The sequence below is a fragment of the Rhizobium sp. BK538 genome (assembly GCF_014197575.1).
Lineage (GTDB): Bacteria > Pseudomonadota > Alphaproteobacteria > Rhizobiales > Rhizobiaceae > Rhizobium.
On sequence record NZ_JACIFT010000018.1, the window covers coordinates 45,243 to 67,261 of the forward strand.

Annotated in this window: 18 protein-coding genes; all 18 read left to right on the forward strand. The window is 60.7% G+C overall.

The genetic code is table 11. The features are described from left to right. The first annotated feature begins 9 nt into the window (after positions 1-9). The 18 genes from FHX09_RS21450 (at position 10) to FHX09_RS21535 (ending at position 22,001) form a co-directional block, all read left to right on the forward strand. The gene (locus FHX09_RS21450; RefSeq protein WP_183722638.1) at positions 10-1,416 is read left to right on the forward strand and encodes a cytochrome ubiquinol oxidase subunit I; all 1,407 of its coding nucleotides are present in this window, start codon (positions 10-12) and stop codon (positions 1,414-1,416) included. A 2-nt stretch (positions 1,417-1,418) separates the two neighbouring features. Further along, positions 1,419-2,390, forward strand: coding sequence for a cytochrome d ubiquinol oxidase subunit II (cydB, locus tag FHX09_RS21455; protein WP_184450594.1), 972 nt, complete (start codon positions 1,419-1,421; stop codon positions 2,388-2,390). Positions 2,391-2,432: 42 nt separating this feature from the next. Further along, positions 2,433-3,176, forward strand: a complete 744-nt coding sequence (locus tag FHX09_RS21460; RefSeq protein ID WP_184450595.1) for a (Fe-S)-binding protein — start codon at positions 2,433-2,435, stop codon at positions 3,174-3,176. A 35-nt stretch (positions 3,177-3,211) separates the two neighbouring features. Then, positions 3,212-4,732: a lactate utilization protein B gene (locus FHX09_RS21465; protein ID WP_184450614.1), complete on the forward strand. Its 1,521-nt coding sequence runs from the start codon at positions 3,212-3,214 to the stop codon at positions 4,730-4,732. Next, entirely contained in the window at positions 4,729-5,340 is a 612-nt protein-coding gene (locus FHX09_RS21470) for an LUD domain-containing protein (protein ID WP_184450596.1), read from the forward strand. The genes FHX09_RS21465 and FHX09_RS21470 overlap by 4 nt, the downstream gene beginning before the upstream one ends. A 284-nt stretch (positions 5,341-5,624) precedes the next feature. Further along, the gene (locus FHX09_RS21475; protein ID WP_184450597.1) at positions 5,625-7,343 is read left to right on the forward strand and encodes a thiamine pyrophosphate-dependent enzyme; all 1,719 of its coding nucleotides are present in this window, start codon (positions 5,625-5,627) and stop codon (positions 7,341-7,343) included. 58 nt (positions 7,344-7,401) lie between these two features. After that, complete coding sequence (locus FHX09_RS21480) at positions 7,402-9,492, forward strand: FUSC family protein (protein WP_184450598.1); 2,091 nt, start codon at positions 7,402-7,404, stop codon at positions 9,490-9,492. Further along, positions 9,489-9,692: a DUF1656 domain-containing protein gene (locus FHX09_RS21485; RefSeq protein ID WP_007800399.1), complete on the forward strand. Its 204-nt coding sequence runs from the start codon at positions 9,489-9,491 to the stop codon at positions 9,690-9,692. The genes FHX09_RS21480 and FHX09_RS21485 overlap by 4 nt, the downstream gene beginning before the upstream one ends. A gap of 5 nt (positions 9,693-9,697) precedes the next feature. Next, the gene (locus tag FHX09_RS21490; protein WP_183722626.1) at positions 9,698-10,843 is read left to right on the forward strand and encodes an HlyD family secretion protein; all 1,146 of its coding nucleotides are present in this window, start codon (positions 9,698-9,700) and stop codon (positions 10,841-10,843) included. Between the two features lie 86 nt (positions 10,844-10,929). Further along, entirely contained in the window at positions 10,930-11,541 is a 612-nt protein-coding gene (locus FHX09_RS21495; protein WP_184450599.1) for a response regulator, read from the forward strand. Positions 11,542-11,937: 396 nt separating this feature from the next. Next, positions 11,938-13,446, forward strand: coding sequence for a mechanosensitive ion channel family protein (locus FHX09_RS21500; RefSeq protein ID WP_184450600.1), 1,509 nt, complete (start codon positions 11,938-11,940; stop codon positions 13,444-13,446). Between the two features lie 490 nt (positions 13,447-13,936). Further along, positions 13,937-15,151 (forward strand): acyl-CoA dehydrogenase family protein, encoded by a 1,215-nt coding sequence (locus tag FHX09_RS21505; protein WP_183722620.1) that lies wholly within the window; start codon positions 13,937-13,939, stop codon positions 15,149-15,151. A gap of 67 nt (positions 15,152-15,218) precedes the next feature. Continuing rightward, positions 15,219-16,022, forward strand: a complete 804-nt coding sequence (locus FHX09_RS21510) for an enoyl-CoA hydratase-related protein (RefSeq protein WP_184450601.1) — start codon at positions 15,219-15,221, stop codon at positions 16,020-16,022. 39 nt (positions 16,023-16,061) lie between these two features. Then, positions 16,062-17,288: a CoA transferase gene (locus tag FHX09_RS21515; RefSeq protein WP_183722617.1), complete on the forward strand. Its 1,227-nt coding sequence runs from the start codon at positions 16,062-16,064 to the stop codon at positions 17,286-17,288. Between the two features lie 60 nt (positions 17,289-17,348). Beyond that, the gene (locus FHX09_RS21520; RefSeq protein ID WP_184450615.1) at positions 17,349-18,134 is read left to right on the forward strand and encodes an enoyl-CoA hydratase; all 786 of its coding nucleotides are present in this window, start codon (positions 17,349-17,351) and stop codon (positions 18,132-18,134) included. Between the two features lie 82 nt (positions 18,135-18,216). Further along, a complete protein-coding gene (locus FHX09_RS21525) occupies positions 18,217-19,158 on the forward strand; it encodes a 3-hydroxyacyl-CoA dehydrogenase (RefSeq protein WP_183722613.1) in 942 nt (313 codons plus the stop codon). Positions 19,159-19,160: 2 nt separating this feature from the next. Further along, entirely contained in the window at positions 19,161-20,102 is a 942-nt protein-coding gene (locus FHX09_RS21530; RefSeq protein WP_132593281.1) for a 3-hydroxyacyl-CoA dehydrogenase NAD-binding domain-containing protein, read from the forward strand. 246 nt (positions 20,103-20,348) lie between these two features. Continuing rightward, positions 20,349-22,001: a fatty acid--CoA ligase gene (locus tag FHX09_RS21535; protein ID WP_184450602.1), complete on the forward strand. Its 1,653-nt coding sequence runs from the start codon at positions 20,349-20,351 to the stop codon at positions 21,999-22,001. Positions 22,002-22,019 lie beyond the last annotated feature (18 nt).

Consider the following 22,019-nt stretch of genomic DNA (forward strand, 5'->3'; position numbering starts at 1 on the left):
GGGCTCGCCATGGACGTTACCGCGCTGCTCCTGTCACGGCTCCAGTTCGCCTTCACCGTGTCGTTTCACATCATCTTTCCGTCCTTCACGATCGGCCTTGCGGCCTGGCTTACCGTGCTCGAAGCCCTTCACGTCGCGACCGGACGTCCCGCCTATCGTGTTGTCTTTGAATTCTGGCTGAAAATATTTGGCATCGCCTTCGGGCTCGGCGTCGTTTCCGGCATCGTGATGGCCTTCGAGTTCGGTACCAACTGGAGCGAGCTCTCGCGCATGTCGGGGCCGATCCAGGGGCCGCTGCTCACCTATGAAACCTTCACCGCCTTTGCGCTCGAGGCGAGCTTCTTCGGTGTCCTGCTGTTCGGGCGGGAAAGGGTTTCGCCATGGTTCTATCTCTTTTCGACCGCGATGGTCGCGCTCGGTACGACGCTCTCCGCATTCTGGATCATGGTCAACAACAGCTGGATGCAGGTGCCGGTCGGCTATGTCGTCGAGAACGGCATTTTTGTTCCGAGCGATTGGGCCAAGATCATCTTCAGCCCCGTTGTTTGGGTGCGCTTTCCACACATGCTTCTTGCTTCCTACCTCACCGGCGCCTTCTGCGTCGCCGCGACCGGGGCATGGTACCTGCTGCGTCGGGTATTCGAGGCCGAGGCCCGCATCATGTTGCAAATGGGCCTGTACCTCGCCGCCGTCCTCATCCCTGTGCAGCTGTTCTTCGGCCATCTGACCGGCGACTACGTCCACGACGAGCAGCCGGCGAAATTTGCAGCGATCGAGGGCCGTTGGCACGACGAACAGCCAGCCAGCGAAGTGCTGATCGCGCTTCCCGACGAAAGCGCCGAAACCAATCATTACGCGATCAGCATTCCTGTCCTCGGCAGTCTCATCGGTAGCATGAGCTTCACGTCGAAGGAACTCGGCTTGACCCGTTTCCCGCCACAGGATCGACCGCCGGTGCTCATTCCCTTCTTCGCGTTTCGCATCATGGTCGGCTGCGGAATGATCATGCTGGCTCTCGCCTGGCTCGGCACCTATTTGAGCCTGAAGGGCCGCATCGAGCAAAACCGCATTTTTCTCTGGTGCACATTCCTCAGCTTTCCCTTGCCGTACGCTGCGATTTTGACGGGCTGGTTCACCGCTGAAGTCGGGCGGCAGCCCTGGACGGTCTATGGCCTTCTGCGAACCGCCGACGCAATGACACCGTTCCTCACGACGCGCGCAGCCACCCTGTCGCTCATCGTGTTCTGCACTGTCTACACTCTGATCTTCCTTTTCGGCGTCTTTTACATCTACGCGCTTTTGCGCGCCGGCCCCGCGGGGCAGCTCGTCTTGCCGCCCGCCGATGCGACCCCCAACCGCCCGATGTCCGTCGTCAAGCATGCGGCGGCACCCCATCAGCCCACTGCCGGAGAATAGAGATGGTGATTTTCTGGGTAGCTGTCCTTGCGATCAGCACATTGCTTTACGTGCTTCTCGACGGGCTTGATCTTGGCGTCGGCATCATCTTCGGCCTTACCCGCGACAAGGCGAAGCGAGATGTCATGATGACCGCAGTAACGCCGATTTGGGACGGCAACGAGACCTGGCTGATCGTCACGGGCGTCGTCCTCTGGGGCGCCTTTCCGCTCGTCTATGCGACCCTTCTGTCTGCTTTTTATCTGCCGCTTATCATCATGCTCGCGGGACTGATCCTGCGTGGCGTCGCCTTCGAATTTCGGCACAAGGCGAAGCGGATGCGCTGGCTCTGGGATTGGAGTTTCGCTGGCGGTTCATTCGTCGCCGCATTTGTCCAGGGCCTTACCGTCGGCGCCCTGGTGGAAGGCTTGCCGATCGCCAATGGTCACTATGTCGGCGGGGACTTCGGCTGGCTCAGCCCCTTCGCGGTGCTCTGCGGGATCGGCCTCTGCATCGGCTACATGCTGCTTGGCACCGCCTGGCTCGTCCGGAAGTGCGAAGCGGATGTGAGGGAGATTGCCTATCGTCAGATCCCTGTTCTCTCGCTCGCACTGCTCGTTTTCCTGGTCGTCGTGTTCGTCTTTGCCCTTGTTGAAGATCTGCCGGTCATGGGTCGCTGGCTGGAGCGGCCGTATCTACTCTTCTTTCCGGCGGCCGGTGCAGCCGCCGCCGTCGCTCTGGCAGCCAGCGCCCGCCAGCGGCGGGACAAGCCACCGTTCCTCATGGTCGTCCTTATCTTCGTGGCCGCATTCGGCACGCTGGCGATCTCGTTCTGGCCCTACATGGTCCCGTTCGCGATCACGATCGAAGCGGCTGCCGCACCACATGCAAGCCTCGCCTTCATGTTCTGGGGTGCGGGCCTCTTCGTCTTCCCGCTCATGCTGCTCTACACGGCCATCAATTACAGGGTTTTCAGAGGCAAGGTCCGCCAATGACCGGGCAACACCAATCGTCAACTGAAAGTAAGGGAGTTACAAATGCGGATCGGGCTCTTCATCCCCTGTTACATCGACGCCTTCTACCCGGAGGTTGGCATCGCCACGCTCGAACTGCTTGAGCGGCTCGGCCATGACGTCGAGTACCCGCGCGACCAGACCTGTTGCGGCCAGCCGATGGCCAATAGCGGTTTCAATGCCGAATGCATCGATACCGAGGCGCTGTTCGTGCGCAACTTCTCGGGCTTCGACTACATCGTGGGGCCTTCGGGCAGTTGCGTCCACCACATCCGCGACAATTTTGACGCTGTCGAGCAGACCGACGAAGTGAAGGAGGTCCGCGCCCGGACCTTCGAGCTGGTCGAATTCCTGCATGATATCGAGAAGGTCGAGGCCTTTCCCTGGGCTCGCTTCCCGCATCGCGTCGGTCTGCACAATAGCTGCGGCACGCTGCGCCGGCTCGGACACGCGAAACCTTCGGAACTGCACGAACCATTCTTTTCCAAGCCGATGGATCTCCTCTCGAAAGTCGATGGGATCGAGTTCGCCTCGCCGGCGCGGCCCGACGAGTGTTGCGGCTTCGGCGGTACCTTCTCGGTCTTCGAAGAAGTCGTGTCCACCAAGATGGGCTACGACAAGGTCAGCGACCACGCCCGGGCCGGCGCCGAATACATCGTCTCGGCCGACTCATCCTGCCTGATGCATCAGAAGGGCTGCGCCGAACGCATCGGCGTCCCGGTCAAATTCATCCACATTGCCCAGATCCTGAATGGAGCCCTCGCATGAACAGCCATTCTCGCACGCCGGACGATAAGAATGTCATGCTGCATCCGGAGCTGCTGGCCGATGACGATCCCGATGCCATCATCCGCGACGGCCGACGCCTCGATCACGCCGAGGGCACGTCGAAGCCACTGCGGTCACTGCCCGAGCCACAGCCGCGCGGGGCGAGGATCCGCGGCAACCGGCCGGTCAACCAGGCAGAGGCCGCCGGACGTTTCATCGCTGCGACCGAGCACCAGAAGATGCATGACGAGCGGCTCTGGGACCTTCGCCAGAAGCGCGACAGCGAGATGCACGGCATGCCCGAGTGGGAAGAGCTCCGATCGCTCGCCTCGGCGATCAAAGAGCACACGCTCACCCATCTCGATGAATATCTCGACCAGTTCGAGACCAACGCTCGAGCAAATGGAATTCACGTCCATTGGGCCCGCGATGCTGCCGAGCACAATCGGATCGTGCGCGGCATCCTGAAAGACCACGGCGCCAAATCGCTGATCAAGAGCAAGTCGATGCTGACCGAAGAGTGCGGCTTGCGGCCTTACCTGGCCTCGGCCGGGATCGAGGTGATCGAGACGGACCTCGGCGAGCGCATCCAGCAGCTCGATGACGAAGATCCGAGCCATGTCGTGGTGCCTGCCGTTCACAAGCTGCGCACGGATGTGGCCGATGTATTTTCACGCACAATCGGCACCGACCCCGAAAACAGCGATGTTCATTACCTGGCCGAAGCGCAGCGGGAAGCAACCCGGCCGCTGATCCTGAATGCTGACGCTGGCATGACCGGCGCCAACTTCGTGGTCGCCGAGACCGGGACCTTCGTCGTCTGCACCAATGAGGGCAATGCCGATCTGTCGTCCAATGTCCCAAAACTGCATATAGCCTCGATCGGCATCGAAAAGATCATTCCCCGGCTGGAGCATCTGGCGGTGCTCGTGCGCATGCTGTCGCGCAGCGCGCTTGGCTCGCCGATGACGCAGTATACATCGCATTTCCGTGGACCGCGCGCCGGCGGCGAGATGCATGTCGTGCTCGTCGACAATGGCCGGTCCGATCGGCTCGGCCTCGAGAAGTTCTGGACCTCGCTCAAATGCATCCGCTGTGGTGCCTGCATGAACACCTGTCCGGTCTACCGGCGCAGCGGCGGCCTGAGCTACGGCGCCACCTATTCCGGTCCGATCGGCCTCATTATCGATCCGACCTTCAATGCGCGAAAATACAGCAACTTGCCGTTCGCCTCCTCGCTCAACGGCAGCTGCACCAATGTCTGCCCGGTGAAGATCAACATCCACGAGCAGATCTACGCCTGGCGACAAGTGCTGGTCAGGGAGCATGAGGTCCCGTTCGTGAAGAAGGCGGCGATGAAGGCTGCCGGCGCGTTGCTGTCGCAGCCAGCCGCCTACCGTGCCGCCGTCGCCACGGCCGAGACCGCGCTCGCCCATCTGCCGCGCTTCGCCATCTACAACGGCCTCAATGCCTGGGGAAAACATCGCGAGGTGCCGCACCCGAGCAAGCAAACCTTTCACAGCTGGTACCACGCAAACCGGGGAGCAAAGGGATGAGCAGCCGCGATGATATCCTGGCTTCAATCCGGGCCAACCTGCCCCGCATCGACCGACCGCTTCCAAGCGTACCGCTGTTTGACGATGCCCCGCCGGCGTCACTGCTCGATGCCTTCAGGGCCAATCTGCTCCGTATGGGCGGCCTGTTCCTGGATCCGCCGGCCTCCGGCGACATCATGGCGCCGGTTCGGACGAAGATCGTGGACGCCAAGATCGTGTGCTCAACCGTGCCGGAGCTGCCGGGCAATCGCGACATCGCCGGCGCAGAAGCACCACAGGACCTTGCGGATGTCGACTACGCCATCGTTCGGGCGTCCTTCGCGGTCGCGGAGACTGGCTCCGTCCTGCTGAGCGATGTCGACCTCCGGCTCAACGCGGTAGCCTATCTCGCGCAGCACCTGATCGTGCTGCTCGATCCCGCCGACATCGTCGTCAATCTGCACCACGCTTATCGGCGCGCTGAATTCCGTGAGCGGCACTACGCCTGCTTCCACACTGGCCCGTCCGCGACAGCCGACATCGAAGGAGTGCTCATTCACGGCGCCCAGGGTGTGCGCTCGCTTTCCGTCCTGCCGCTTGCCCGACCAAGCGCCACCCCAGACCACTGAACTGCAGGAGTCACATGATACCGGTCACCAAAACCGAAGTGCCCTGACGCTGCCTTACCGGACCCCGGTGCGCCCCAAGGAATTGGCGCACCGTCAAGGCTGTGCCCCCACTTTTCGCGAGACCCGTCTAGACCTGCGTATAGATGTGCGGACGCTTCCCCGGTCGTAGCTTTGTCATCGCATTCATCGGCACAGAGGCAAGGCCCAGCCAAGCGCGCCAATGCCGGGCACGACGCAAGTCATGAGCAAAGAAGAGAATTCAACCCGATGCAGGAGCTACTGTCATGAGTAAACGAGTTGCCGATTTGATCATCGAAACGCTGCAATCGGCCGGTGTGAAGACCTGTTACGGAGTGGTCGGCGACACGCTGAACCAGATCGCTCACTCAATCGATCGCAGTGAGATCGATTGGGTCCATGTGCGGCATGAAGAAGCTGGCGCCTTCGCAGCAGGGGCCGAAGCGCAGCTCACTGGTCATCTCACGGCCTGCGCAGGCACCTGTGGACCCGGCAGTCTCCACTTTATCAACGGCCTCTATGAAGCCAATCGCAACCGCGCGCCGATCATCATGATCGCAACTCAGATTGAGCGCCAGGATTTGGGGTTCGAATCGATCCAGGAAATCAATTTCGATGATGTCTTCAAGGGCTGCAGCGTCTATTGCGAGATGATCGTTACGCCGGAGCAGGCCCGCCGCAAGACGGTTGCGGCCTGCCAGGCAGCTTTGACGAGACGCGGGGTGGCCGTGCTCGTCGTGCCAGCGGACATCGCGAATGCCGCCTCGCACGACGAGCCTCCTTATGCTGTCCATGCGCGGCGCCCGCTCATTCGCCCGAATGATGCCGACCTCGATGAAATCGCGGGCATTCTGAACACGAGCGACGCGATTACGATTTACGCGGGCGCGGGTTGCGCCGGTGCGCACGACGAGGTGGTCGCAACGGCGGCGCGGTTGAAGGCGCCGATGGCCCACACGTCTCGCGGAAAGGACTTCCTCGAATATGACAATCCATACAATGTCGGGATGACCGGCATCATCGGCGGGCCGGCAGGCTATCATGCCATTCGCAACTGCGACACGCTGCTTTTGCTGGGGGCCGATTTCGCCTGGACCCAGTTCTATCCGGATGGAGCGACGATCATCCAGATCGATGCCGATCCAACGCATATCGGCCGACGACATCCGGTGGCGATCGGGACGGTCGGCGATATCAAGACGACCTTGGAGGCTCTGCTGCCGCGCCTCGAGCAACACGACGACAACGCGTTTCTGGCAACCTATGTGGAGCGTCATCGTAAGGACGTGGCAACGGCAAAGGCCGAAACCGTGTCGGGTCCGGACGCCGCCATCTCAGGCACTTACCTTACCAAAATTATCAACACGTACGCGGCCGATGATGCATTGTTTGCGGCCGATGATGGCACGGCGGCGGTCTGGATGCTTCGCCACATCGATACCGGCGGCAAGCGCAGAACCTTTGCCAGCTTGCTGCATGGCACCATGGCCAGTGGAATGGCGTCCTCGCTCGGCCTGCAGAAGTGCCAGCCTGACCGACAGGTAGTTTGCCTGGCTGGCGATGGCGGGTTCGCCATGCTGCTTGGCGATCTACTGACGACAGTCCAGGAAAATCTGCCGGTCAAGATCGTCGTCTACGACAACGGCAAGCTCGGGTTCGTCGATATCGAGCAGAAGGCGGCTGGCTTGGAGCCGTTATTCACGGATTTGAAGAACCCGAACTTCGGCGAGGTTGCGAAGGCCGTCGGCCTTTGGGGGCACATGGTCACGAAGGCCGGTGAAGTGGAGGACGCCGTCCGAACCTGGCTTTCCCAGCCAGGCCCTGCGCTCCTGCATGTGAAAGTGAAACCGATGGAGTTGGTGACGCCACCTTCGCCGTTCGTTTCGCCGGAGGCGGTCGTCGGGATGGCAGTCTACTCCGCCAGAGCAATGCTGCACGGAAAGGGGCACGATGTTTGGGAGATGATCGTGGAGAACATCCCGTGATCAGCCGAGCTGGAGACACGTTCCTGATGCTCGCTTCCGAACACAAGCGGATACGGCGATGACTGGCTCTGTGCTCAGTGGTTTCCGTCTCCTGCAGTCGAGCACGGCCGCAATGTTGCGGCCGCTCGAGGGGGCTCTACGGGCCGCGGGTCCGTCGCTGCTGTTTGGATTCCGGCTGTGGGTTTCGGTGTCTCTTGCATTCTACGCCGCGTTCTGGCTTCAGCTCAGTAACCCATTCTGGGCCGGAGCCTCGGCGGCGATCGTGTGTCAGCCCCAACTCGGCGCCTCTTTGCGCAAGGGCTGGTTCCGAATGCTCGGTACCTTCGTCGGTGCCGTCGTGAGCGTGGTTCTGATTGCCTGCTTTCCGCAGGATCGCGTGCTGTTTCTCGTCGCTTTGGCATTGTGGGCAGCGGCTTGCGCCTTCGTCGCCACGCTCTTGCGCAACTTCGCGTCCTATGCCGCATCATTGGCCGGCTATACGGCGGCGATTATCGCCGGCGACTTGCTCGGCACTGTTGGTGGTGTTGATGCAAACGCGGCCTTCATGCTTGCCGTCACCCGCGCCACGGAGATCTGCCTTGGCATTGGCTGCGCTGGCATCGTTCTCGCCGCAACCGACTTCGGCGGCGCTCGCCGCCGGCTGGCGACACTGTTTGCAGAGTTGGCAGGCGACGTCACGGCCGGTCTTACCGGGACTTTGGCGACAGGGACGACGGGGACGGAGTTTCGTGACATGCAAACGGTTCAGCGCGAACTCGACCGCCGTGTCATCGCGCTCGACCCGATCGTCGATCAGGCGCTGGGGGAGTCTTCTGAGATCCGGTATTACGCGCCGGTGTTGCAGCGGGCAGTGGAAGGCCTGTTTTCTGCCCTGGTCGGCTGGCACGCGGTCGCCAGCCACTTGGCGACGCTACCCCACAATGAGCCGCATCAAGAAGCGGCCGCCGTCCTCAAAAATCTTCCACAGGAGCTGCGATCTGCGCCAGAACCTGGCGCGGCGGCGCGTTGGCTGGCCGGCCCTGAAGCCGTGCATCGGATCTATCAGACCGCAATACCACCATTGACCGCTTTGCCGGCCGAAACTCCTTCGCTGAGATTGCTCGCCGACAAAACGGCGGAAGCATTCGCCGGCATTGCTCATGCGCTCGACGGGCTTGCCTTACTCGTTGCCGATCCAGCAAGACCTGCTTTGCGTCCAGGCCGGGACCGACTTCACGTGCCCGATTGGTTGCCCGCGCTGGTCAGTGCTGGACGCACTTTCGTGACGATCGTTACTGTTTCACTGTTCTGGATCGTCACCGGTTGGCCGGGCGGTGGTCTGGCCATGACTTTCGCCGCGATCGCCACCCTCCTGCTCGCACCGCGATTCGAGGAGACCTACGGCGTCGCCGTGCTTTTCGTCATCGCCGCCATTCTCGACCTGATCCTGAGCGCAATCGTCGCCTTCGCAGTGCTGCCGGGGCTACCCACACACACCTTTGTGGCCTTCAGCCTCATCATGGGCGTTTGTCTGGTGCCCATGGGCACTCTGTTAAGAGCAGCCCGGCAACCCTGGCAGGTGGGCCTGCTCACCCCGATGACGATGGTTTTCGTACCAATCCTCCAACCGACCAACCCGGAAACCTACGATACCCTGCAGTTCTATAACATCGCCTTGGCAATCGTTGCTGGTTTGGGTGCCGCAGCGCTGTCGTTTCGTCTCCTGCCGCCGTTGTCGCCGGCATTCCGTGCGCGCCGGCTGTTGACGCTGACCTTGCGCGATCTGCGGCGGCTGGCAAAGCGGCCCACGCAAAGCGATTGGGAACGCCGTGTCATCGGACGCCTTGCGGCGATGCCGAACGAGGTGGCACCACTATTGCGTGCGCAGCTATTGGCGACGCTCTCGGTCGGCAGCGAGATTGTTTACCTGCTGCATTCCGCACACCAGTTCGACCTAGGCGCCAACCTCGGCGCGGCGCTTGAGGCGCTTGCCGAGGGCAGCAGCAAAAGCGCGATTGTCCACCTGTCTCGGTTAGATGAGGTACTCGCCACCGAGCGCGCGCAAGGGCCGGGAACACGGGATGTCCTTCGCGCGCGCGCCGCCATTCTTGGCGTATCGCAGGCGCTAGCAACACACGCCGCTTTTTTCGATGCCGGAGCGCCGCGATGAGGTTCGTCGAGATCGACCTGTTCGGAGTGTATGTCGCGCCGATGTCTTTGATGCTGATCGGCGCGTGGGTCGTGACGGTCGCACTGCGACGGATCGTGGCCCGGTTCGGACTGCTGCAGCATGTCTGGCACCCGGCGCTATTCGTCTTCGCGGTCTACGTGATCGTTCTGTCATTGATCGTCTTAACTGTAGCGTGGTGACCGCGATGTCTGAAATCAAAGCCGAATTGAAGCCCGAAACGGCGAAAGCCGATGGTGAAGCAACGTGGTCCCCCGACATGCTTGCCCGCACGACGCCAAAGCGACGCGCGCGCGTCCTGCCGGTGTTGCTCACTGTCCTTGTTGTCGCGGTCGCGGTTATTCTCGGGCGGGCGATGTGGAAGGCCTATATGGGCGCGCCGTGGACACGCGACGCCGCTGTCCGCGCCTATGTGGCAACGATGGCTCCGGAGGTCGGGGGACGCATCGTCGAGTTAACCGTCCGCGATAACCAGTTCGTGCACAAGGACGACCTGCTGATGGAGATCGATCCGACCAACTATAGGATCGCCGTCAGCCAAGCCGAGGCATCGGTGCAGGCCGCGCGGGCCAACGTGCAGAACATCGACGCGCAGATGGACGTCCAGCAGGCACAGATCCGCGCTAGCCAGGCACAGCTCGATGAGGCGCAGGCAGCCCTCGTGTTTGCCCAAGAGCAGTCCGGACGCTACAAGACGTTGGCGCAGGAGGGTTCGAGCAGCCTTCAGAATGCCCAGCAGTTCACGTCCCAGTTGCATCAGCAGCAGGATGCGGTAAAGACTGCATCGGCAGATCTCAACCTGGCGCAGCGGCAAGTCGAGTCGCTGAAGGCGCAACGCATGAGCGCCGAGGCGACTGTTGCTCAAGCCAAGGCGCAGCTCCAACAAGCGCAGGTGAATCTGGAGCGCACGCGCATTCTTTCCCCAACCGACGGCTACGTGACAAATCTGCTGGCGCATCTCGGTGATTATGCCAATGCCGGCGTGAACAGCATCTCGGTTGTCGACGCCAGTTCCTTTTGGGTCGACGGATATTTCGAGGAAACCACCCTCGCTCCGATCCGCGTCGGCGATCCCGCCGAAATCAAGCTGATGGGCTACAGTCAGATTGTGCACGGCCATGTCGACAGCATCGCCCGAGCAATCGACGTCGCCAACGCCCAACCCGACAATCAAGGCGTTGCGACCGTCAATCCCATCTTCACCTGGGTGCGCCTGGCCCAGCGCATCCCGGTAGCGGTGCACATTGATGAGGTACCGCCAGGCGTTGTCCTGGCGGCCGGCATGACCGCCACCATGCAGATCGATGCATCGAGGCGATCGCCGGGGAAATAGTCGGAAGAACGGTGATGTCATGTCTGGATGTCTGACATCATCCGATCCTTCCAGACTTCAACTAACTCGAACCAGGGACAATGCTGATGACTTCCGCTGATCTGATCCATTCGAGCCAATACCCGGCCACCATCGCCGGCCCCGAAGTGAGCCCCGCCTCGCCGTTGGTTGAACGCCTGATCGAGAACGGCCTCGACGTGTGCCTTGCCGATAACGCCGATGCGGCAAGACGGCGCTTGCGTGAAAGGACCACATCCTTCGCCGTTGTCGAACTCGTCTTTTATGACGGAGACGGCATCGATCTCGTACAGGATATCGCGAACAGCTCTCCGCGTTGCCGCACCTTGGTCCATAGCCGCTTCGGCAACCTGGCCAACGCTGTTCAGGCGATCAAGTCCGGTGCTGGCGATGTTCTTCCAAAACCCACCGAGGTCGACTTTGTGATCGGCGTTCTCGTGAACAAGGATCTGCGACAGCCGACGTTCCTGTCGTCTTTCCCGGCTCCCGATCAAGGAGCAAGCGCCGACTCGTCACACACGGGCAACCTGTGGACCACACCATGGCAAACTCGCCCGCGCAGCGGACCCTTTGCGCACGTTCGTCCCAAGTCCAGCAGCACCATACAATCCCGGCTCGCTCGGAAAGTGCAAGTAGTATGCAGATGCCACCGCATTGTGGGCTGGGCCGGAGCGCACTGACTGAAGGAGCTATTGGCTTGAGAAAGGTTTTCCAGAATTACCCGGCGAGATTGTTGTGCGCTGCAAAGAAGATGGGGAACGGGAGAGCTACGTCGGCGCTTGGGGCTTCCTATCAGAGTTGCTTTCGAAGCTTGGCGAGTCCTGCGCTGTCCGCTTACCGTGGCCCTATCGATCATGCATCGAACGCCAAAGCAACCAGTGCTCAATAGCCAAAGGACGGTTTCGCAACTAGCACCAGCGTCGACAGATTGAGAATTGCCGGAAGCGACGCTTGCGATGTCGATCTGACCATATTTTGACAATGGCCGTTTGGCTCACCCTCTCCTCATTGCGCCGTGGCCTCGTGCGGGATCGTTGAGGACCCTCCGGACAACTCTTTAGGCTGCCGTCGGCACAATGTTAAACCACACCGCCATCATAAACGTCGTCACCGATCCGTTCGTCCAGACCGGCGCAGTAGCTGCGGTCGGGGCGTGGGTAACGCGTGTCCTGCTGCGCGGTCACCCGACACGCAGCCTTGTGGGTCAGCTGGTATTCTTTTTAGCGCTCACCGTCCTTCTGCTCTATCATGCAATCATTCCCTATGAACCCGGCCCCGCGAATGCATCGACGCTGCAGCGGGTGTTCATTGGGATCGCCAAAGTCATATGGTGGACCAATGCCGCGTGGTCCCTGATCAGCCTCGTCCGTGTCTTCCTGATCTTCGAGCGGCAACCACAACAGGGCAGACTTCTTCAAGATCTTGTGGTTGGCACCATTTACGTAGGAGCGATCCTCTCCGTCGTCGCCTACGTCTTCAATGCGCCAGTGGGGACCTTAATTGCTACGTCAGGCGCAGTGGCCATCATGCTCGGCCTTGCGCTGCAGAGTACTCTTGGTGATGTCTTTTCGGGCATCGCGCTCAACCTTGCCAGACCCTACGGCATCGGCGACTGGATTGTCCTCAGCAATGGTATCGAGGGCAAGGTCATCGAGACGAATTGGCGGGCGACACACCTTTTAAGCGGTGCGAACGATCTTGTGGTTGTCCCCAACAGCGACCTCGCGAAGGCGAGGCTGACAAATCTCAGTAGCCCGGAACGAAGTCACGGCGTTACGCTGACGGCCCGGTTCCGTCCGACCGCGCCTCCGTCGGCGATGGCAGATGTCATGCGCTCCGTTCTGCTGAGCAGCAATTCGAGACTGCCTGACCATGAATCCACAGTTGCGGTTGTGTCTCTGGATGCAAGTACGATTGAACTCGAGCTGAGTTTCAGGGTCGAAGACCTGGCCGCGGTAGCAAAGGCAAAGAGCGAAGTCTTTGACCTGATTTACCGGCATGCAAAAGCGGCGGGTCTGACCCTCTCGTCACCATCAGACGGGCTGGCCGTTGCTGTGGCGCATACCGATGAGCCGCCTTTTGGCCAGCACACGACGCCGCGCCGACTGCTTGATGCGATCGCCTTATTCGCGTCGATGACTGAGGACGAGAAGGAAGCGCTGGCCTCGACGATGAGCCGCCGGACCTTCCGGAAGGGTGAAATCGTGGCAGAGCAGGATGCCGTGTTGAGTTCCCTCATGATCATCCGTAGTGGTGTCGTTGCCGTCATACGACGCGATGGAATACGAGAGACGGAGCTGGGGCGTTTGGCGCCTGGCGACTTTCTCGGCGAAAGCGGCCTTCTGACTGGCTCCGGCGAGCTGGGTACGATCCAAGCTCTCACCTTCGTTGTTACATATGAAATCACGCAGCAGGGGCTGGCGCCATTGATGCAGGACCGTCCGGCGATTGCCGATGAATTAGCCTCGCTACTCTCGAAGCGAAACGCACATGAGCAACTTCGGCTGGGGCGAAGCGACGGGTCAGTTGTTGCAAAAGCGGTGCCCACTCTACGGGCGCGAATCAGGCACCTGTTTGATCTCTGACCTTCGCGCTGATCCGCTCAACGCGCGCACAGTTCAAGAAGGTGAGCGCGAGGTCGATTAGTTTGTCGCCTCGGCGGCTCGTTGCTGTGGGCAGTTCAAAGATCCTGAAACCCTTAGTCGATGCCGGTTCGATTGTCCGCGGCCTCGCCACCTGCTGCCGTGGAGGCGACATCGAGAAGCACCGGTGAGTGCGCTTGCGTCGCGACATCGCAGCCCAAAACGCGAACGTCGTCAGTCGACTCAGCGCGTCAGGCCTCACTGCCACGCCGAACCGCCCCGCGCACCAAACTCACTGCGCCGACCAGATTCTGTGCCGCTCGTAGACCGCGATTCACGTCACACCTGGACGAACGCTCGCCAAAAGACCGCAAGAAGTCGGCACGGACGTCATAGCCGCCGCAGACTTCTCCAAGAAGAAAATGTCGGCTGAGGCCATATTCCAATTCAACCTTCATACCGAGAGATCGGAAAATTAAGCAGGAGAACGCGGATGGCAATCGCAGCCCAGGAAGACAACAAGACCAAGCCTTTGCCGGCTCCGAACAGCGACTTCTACCAGCTTGCCGACGTCCTGACCCATGACGAATTGGCGATGGTCAAGAAGGTGCGGGCCTACATGGAGACCAGGGTCCAACCGATTATCAACAAATACTGGTGCGACGACGCGTTTCCTTTCGAGCTTCTGCCTTCGTTCAAGGAGCTGGGAATTGGTGGCCTTGGGTACGATGGCTACGGCTGCGCCGGCGGAAGCCAGAAGCTGTTCGGCTTCGTCGCTATGGAGCTGGCTCGCGTCGACGCTTCGTTCTGCACCTTCTTCGGGGTGCATAGCGGCCTGGCAATGGGCTCGATCTATCTCGACGGTTCGCAGGAGCAGAAACAGAAGTGGCTGCCGCCGATGGCGCGCTGGGAAACGATCGGCTGCTTCGGCCTTACCGAGCCCTTGGTCGGTTCGGGGACAAGCGGGGGACTGACCACGACCGCCAAGCGCGAGGGGGACACATGGGTGCTCAATGGACAGAAGCGCTGGATTGGCAACGCGACGTGGTGTGATGTTTCGATCATCTGGGCGCGAGACCTGGCCGATAATCAGGTGAAGGGCTTCATCGTTGAGAACAAGACGACGCCCGGCTTCAGCGTCGAGAAGATCGAGAACAAGATCGCGCTCAAGGTCGTTCAGAACGGTGTCATAACGCTGAACGACGTGCGCGTGCCCGAAGCAAACCGCCTGCAGGGCGGCAATTCGTTCCGCGATACCGCGCGGGTGCTGCGGATGACTCGATATATGGTTGGCTGGGCCGCGACCGGTGTCCAGATGGGCGCGTTCGAGGCAACACTGAAATACACGCAGGAACGGCTGCAGTTCGGCAAGCCGATCGCTTCGTTCCAGATGGTGCAGGATCTCCTTGCCAAGATGCTTGCCAACGTGACTGCGTGCCAGTGCCTGATGGTGCGTCTGGCGCAGATGGATGACGAAGGCAAGCTTGCCGACCACCACGCGTCGCTGGCGAAAGCATTCTGCACGGCAAAGTCACGCGAAACCGTGGCATGGGGCCGCGAGTTGCTCGGCGGAAACGGCATCGTCGCCGACTACAATCTCGCGCGGTTCTTTGCGGATGCCGAGGCGCTCTACTCATACGAAGGCACCTATCAGATGCAGAATCTGATCGTGGGTAAAGCCATCACCGGGCTTGGCGCGTTCGTGTGAGCGCCAGCGAGCCAGGGGGACTGCCTCCTATCCTGGCTCGCGCCTTCCTGACAGGAGATACATCATCATGACTTCGGAAACTGCGGGTTTGACGCTTGACAACGTTCTCTATGGAAAGAAGGGCAACATTGCCTACGTCACGGTGAACCGCCCGACCGTCCTCAACGCCCTGAACACGCCGACGTGGTCGGACTTGAAAGCGGCCTTTGAAGATGCCCGTGGCGACGACACGGTGCGCGGCGTCGTTCTCACAGGCGCCGGCGACAAGGCTTTTATAGCTGGCGCCGATATCAGCGAACTTGCGCAGGTATCGGCGGTCGAAGCCGAGCGGTCCAGCCGCTTCGGGCAGGAAGTCCTAAATCTCATCGAGAATCTCGGCAAGCCGGTGATTGCAGCCGTGAACGGCTTCGCGCTGGGCGGCGGCTGTGAGACGGCGATGGCCTGTACCATCAGGATTGCGGTGGAGTCGGCCAGGTTTGGCCAGCCGGAGGTTTCGCTCGGTCTCGTCCCCGGTGGTGGCGGAACGCAACGCCTCCCGCGGCTGGTCGGCAAGGGCCGGGCGCTCCAGCTCATCCTATCCGGAGAAATGATCTCGGCGCAGGAAGCCTATCGCATCGGTCTGGTCAACGAGATCGTTCCGGCGGCCGATCTGATCCGGCGCGCCGAGGCAATCCTTGCGAAAATCGCTGCCAATGCTCCCATTGCCGTCACGTTCGCGCTCGAGGCGGCAAACAAGGGGACGGAAGCGAGCCAGAGCGAAGGCCTGTTGATCGAGGCCGCGTACTTCGGGCTGTGCGCGGCAACCGAGGACAAGCAGGAGGGTACGACCGCCTTCCTCGAAAAGCGCGCACCAAAGTTCCGTGGACGGTGAACATACCCGACGCGCCCGGCAATTCAGAAAGGACAATCCATGGCAAGCGACAACATTTTTTCCGGACTGAAGGTGGTGGACCTGGCGAGCTTTATCGCAGGTCCGGGTGCCGCCGTGATCTTGTCAGACTTCGGCGCTGATGTGATCAAGGTCGAACCGCCCATCGGCGACACCTGGCGAATTGGATACAAGGTTCCGCCCCAGCCAAGGGCTAAGGACAACTATCCCTGGCATCTCAACAATCGGAACAAGCGCGGATTGGCGCTCGATCTGAAATCGCCCGAAGCCAGGGAAGTTTTGCGTCGACTGGTCGAGTGGGCCGACGTTCTGATCGTCAATACGCCGCACCCCGCGCGTGAAAAACTCAAGCTCGGCTATGACGATGTCGCGCCGTGGAATCCGCGCCTGATCTATGCGGATGTGACCGGCTACGGCGACAAGGGACCTGACGCGCAGCTTCCCGGATTTGACATCACGGCGTATTGGGCGCGAAGCGGCCTGCTTTCGCTGACACGAGATGCCGGTGCCCCGCCCACACTGCCGGTGGCCGGCAGCGGCGACCACTCAACGGCGGTCAGCCTCTATTCGGCAATCGTGACCGCACTCTACCGGCGGGAACGCACGGGCAAGGGCTCATACGTCACGACCTCTTTGCTGGCTGCCGGCGTCTGGGCGTGCGCTGTCTCGGCTCAGGCGGCACTTGCCGACGCTGCGTTCTTCCCGTTGCACGATCGCGCCAATCCGCCGAACGCGACGTTCAATGTCTATCGGGCGGCCGATGACACATGGTTTGTCATCGTATTGACGCCCGACAAATGGCCGGCTCTGGCCAATGGCATAGGCCACCCGGATCTCTTGACGGATGCCCGGTTTGCCGACCCTGCAAGGCAGGCCGCGAATTCAGCGCAGCTCACGGCGATCCTGGACCAGACCTTTGCCTCGCAGCCCATGGCGCATTGGCGTGAGGTCTTCGAGCATTCCCATCTGACCTATGGCGTGGTGCTTGCCCCTGGTGAAGTGATCAAGGACCCGCAACTCAAAGCGAACGACATCGTCGTTCCACTCGAAGGCGCTGGTGAAAACCTCAACTTCACGATCAGCAGCCCTCTCCAGATCCATGACGTAGCCAAGGTCCCGGCCACACGGGCACCGGAACTCGGTGAACACAGCGAGGAGATCCTCAACCAACTCGGCTTCAGCCCCAACGAGATCAACGGCCTGCACGCCAGCGGTGCCGTCCCGAAAGCACAAGGGCGAGCCGCATAGAGCGGGGCCGGCACCCCCCAGCCTTGCCGAGTGTTACTGGCCAGACGGAGACGGACGACGATGGATGACATAGTAACTGAATGCTCTGAAGGCAGACTTCGCGTTGAATTGAACCGTCCGAAAAAACTCAACGCGATGACTTCGAGCATGTACACGAAGCTCGCGGATGTCTTCTCTGACGCGGCCAAGGACGAGCGCATACGCGTTGTGCTTTGGCACGGCACGGGAGATTCGTTTAGCGCCGGCAACGATGTGAAGGACGTTCTGGAAAATCCGCCCGGGGCAGGAGAATCTCCTCAGGCTCGGCTGATGAATGTGATGGTCGATTTCGACAAGCCGCTGATTGCCGCTGTGCGCGGTGCTGCGATCGGCGGCGGAATCACCATGCTGTTGCACTGCGACTTCGTCTACGCAGGCGAAAGCACCAGGTTCCAGATGCCTTTCATCAACCTCGCCGTGGTGCCGGAATTTGGATCGAGCTGCTTGCTTCCACCGACGATCGGGCACATTCGTGCGGCCGAGCTGATTTTGCTGGGGTTGCCGTTTGGTGCCAGCCGCGCTGCAGAGTTGGGATTGGCCAGGCAGGTGGTGCCCGATCAGAACCTGCTGCAGGTCGCAACCGAAACAGCACGGAATCTGGCCGCGAAGCCGGCTGGCGCCCTGCAAGCCTCAAAGCGAGTCCTGAAGCGTTCCTTTCGCGAACAGATCAAGGCGGCAATGAAGGCCGAGAACGAAGCATTCAGCGTGCAGGTTCGTTCTGAGGACGCGAAGGAAGCAATGACGGCCTTCCTGGCGAAGCGCCCACCTGACTTCACCAAAAAGGACAAACCAGTACCGGCCACCTAGGGCCGTTGCCAACCAACGGACATGCAGAGATGCCGCAGGAATACTTCGGCATCGAGGTCCTGAGCTGTGAAAGGAAAGAACCATGACTGACGCTTTGGCGAAGTTGAAACCGACGTCTGGCCGCAACGAGGCGCTTGGCCGACTGTTCGTTCTGGAATTGAGTGGTGGCCGCATTCACTCGATGAGTCCGGACGGCTCCAGCGGGAAGGTTATCGTCGCTGACTGTCACCTTCCCGATGGTATCGCGGTCGATATCGAGGCCGGCCATATCTATTGGACCAACATGGGGGTGCCCAACCTCAACGACGGTTCCATCGAGCGTGCCGACCTTGATGGCAGCAATCGCAAGGTCATCATCCCCCAGGGCATCACGTTCACGCCAAAGCAGCTTCATCTGGAGAAGCGCAGCGCCAAGCTCTACTGGTGCGACCGCGAGGGCATGCGGGTAATGCGCGCAAATCTTGACGGCACGAATGTCGAGACCCTGGTCAAGACCGGCGAAAGCGACGCTGACCGTCGTGACGCCGCGAAGTGGTGCGTCGGCATCACGGTCGATCCCGAGCGCGGGCAAATTTACTGGACACAGAAAGGTGCCGACAATTCGGGCCTCGGCCGCATCTTCCGTGCGGGCATCGACATACCCAATGGCGAGGACGCCGCCAGTCGCACGGACATTGAAGTATGGCTCGACAACCTGCCCGAGCCGATCGACCTCGAACTCGATCTTAAGGGCCGTGTCATCTACTGGACGGACCGGGGTAATCCTCCGCTTGGCAATACGGTCAATCGTACCTCAATCGATGCGCCGGTCAGAAATGGACACGCACCTGAAATCATCGCCAGCGATCTGATGGAAGGCATCGGTATCGCGCTCGACGTTCCCGGCAATCGGATGTTCGTCACCGACCTTGGCGGTTCGCTCTATTCTGCAAGCCTCGATGGCTCCGAGAAGCGTGCGCTTCTCTTCGCCCAAGGCAATCTGTCCGGCGTTGCATACGTCGAAATCCCTTCAAAGGAGAATTGACCATGACTGGCAATAAGCCGATCTCTCAAGTCACCATTATCGGTACGGGCGTCATCGGCGCGAGCTGGGCGGCACTTTTCCTGGCGAAGGGCCTCGACGTCGTGGCGACCGATATCGCCCCGAACGCCGAAGTTTCGTTGAGACGCTTCGTTGACGGCGCCTGGCCCGCGCTCGAAAGACTGGGCCTGACGCCCGGCGCCTCTAAACTGCGACTGGTCTTTACAGCGGACTTGGCAGAGGCCGTCAAGGGTGCCCATCTGGTGCAGGAGAACGGACCCGAGCGGATCGATTTCAAGAAGAAGCTCTATGGGCAGCTCGACGAGCTGCTGCCGCCTGATGTCGTCATCGCGTCGAGTTCGTCCGGCCTGACGATGAGCGAGATCCAGTCCGGTTGCCCGTTTCATCCGGAGCGCTGCGTCATCGCCCATCCATTCAATCCGCCACACTTGATCCCGCTTGTCGAGATCGTCGGCGGTACCAAGACGTCCGAGGAGACGATCCGGCGCGCTTCTGAATTCTATACGGCTCTCGGCAAGCGAACCGTCCGCCTTCACAAAGAGGTGCCGGGACATGTTGCCAACCGGCTGCAAGCTGCCCTTGCCCGGGAGGTCTATCATCTGGTGGGCGAGGGCGTTGTCAGCGTCGCTGACGTCGATACCGCGCTCTGTTGGGGGCCGGGGCTGCGATGGGGGATCATGGGCCAGGTTCTTCTTAACCATCTCGGTGGCGGTCAAGGCGGCATGGAGCATTTCCTGGAGCAATTTACCGGTCCGATGACCGCCTGGTGGAAGGTCCTGGGTTCACCGCAACTGACCCCGGAACTCCAGCAAAAGCTGATCGCAGGCGTTCGTGCCGAAGTGGGCTCGCGGTCGATCGACGACTTGGCCGCCGAGCGGGACGAGGTCCTGCTCGGGCTGCTCGAACTGCGTGCCAATTCTGCATGAGGGCAACGCGCACTTGGAGGAGGTGCGCGTGCCGTTGGGAAACCAAACCCGAACTGCGCTCGGCGTGCTTCACCCGCAGCGTGGCCCAGCGCCGAAGATGAAACGTAAGATCGCTGGCTGCACCCCACCCAGGACTTTACAGCTGCCCCAGCGATCGCCGCCAACATCGATCTGACGGGCCCTCAAAACAACGGTTGCCGCCAGCTCACAGTAGCCCTGACGGCGCATACCTTCAAGGATACCACCATGACCGGAAAGCTTATAAAGGCCGCCGAGTCCGCTTACGAATATCCGCTTCTATTGAAGCAGCTATGGCATACCCCGCTAGCACAAACGCCCGATCAGGTGATTGTATATCGCGACATCAAGCGCCTCACATATCGCCAGTTGCGCGAACGCGTCGGGCGCCTCGCGTCCAGCCTTGCGAGCCTCGGTGTTCGAGCCGGCGACACCGTCGGCGTGCTCGACTGGGACAGCAACCGATTCCTGGAAGCCTATTTTGCCGTTCCGATGATGGGAGCTGTTTTGCAGACGGTGAATGTCCGCCTGTCACCGGAACAGATCGCATATACGATCAATCATGGGGGAGCGTCAGTCCTTCTCGTCAACGACGACTTCGTCCCGGTTCTGGAAGGCCTCAAGCAGCAGCTGCCCAATGTGAAGACGCTAATCCTGATGTCGGATCGGGCGGTGCCGCAAACCGGCGGGCTTACATTCGCCGGCGAATATGAGGACCTCCTCGTCGGCGCTTCGCCTGATTACAACTTCCCGGACTTCGACGAAAGCGCCCTTGCCACTACCTTTTACACGACCGGCACGACGGGTTTACCGAAAGGCGTCTATTTCAGTCATCGACAACTGGTACTCCACTCACTTGCCGAAATGGCTTTCTTCGGCACCGCCGCGAAACAAGGCCGGTTTTGCCGCGATGACGTCTATATGCCGATCACCCCGATGTTTCACTCGCATGCCTGGGGACTTCCCTGGACGGCGACGCTTTGTGGCGTCAAGCAAGTGTATCCGGGACGCTACGACCCGGCCTTGCTCGTCAAGCTGATCAAAACCGAAGGCGTAACCTTCACACACTGTGTGCCGACGATCTTGCAAATGCTGCTTGGCGCGGCCACAGCGGCAAATACCGATCTCGCCGGCCTGAAGATGGTGATCGGAGGCTCGGAACTGCCGAAGGGGCTCGCCAAGCAGGCCCTTGCTCTAGGCGTTGACATCTTCGCCGGCTACGGGATGTCGGAGAGTGCTCCGCTGCTTTGTCTGGCGCAGGTGAAATCCGCGGATCTGACCGGCGATGTCGAGGACGAGGTCGATATCCGAACCAAAGCCGGCATCTCTGCACCGCTGGTCGATATCCGTTTGGTCGACGCGGGTCTGAACGCAGTACCGCATGATGGAAAAACACCTGGCGAAGTCGTCGTGCGTGCGCCATGGCTCACCCAGGGATATGTCGACAATGGCGAAGCATCCGAGCAGTTGTGGGCTGGCGGCTACTTACACACCAATGACATCGGCATCATCGAGCCTGACGGCTATCTTCGTATCGTCGACCGGATCAAGGATGTCATCAAGACCGGCGGCGAGTGGGTGTCATCGCTCCAGATCGAAGATCTTATTTCGCAATGTAACGGGGTGTCGCAAGCCGCCGTCATCGGCGTCAAGGACGACAAATGGGGCGAGCGACCACTGGCGCTGGTCGTCAGGGATGTCCTGACGGGCGGCGATCTCAGCGATACGCTGATCAAGTCGCATCTGAAGGCCTTCGCCGATGCCGGGGTGATCTCGAAGTACGGGATCCCCGACACGATCCTGTTTGTCGACGCGCTCCCGAAGACGAGCGTTGGGAAGTTCAACAAGAATGAGCTCAGAGGGAAATACGGCAAACTCTAGCTCACATGCGCAACCATG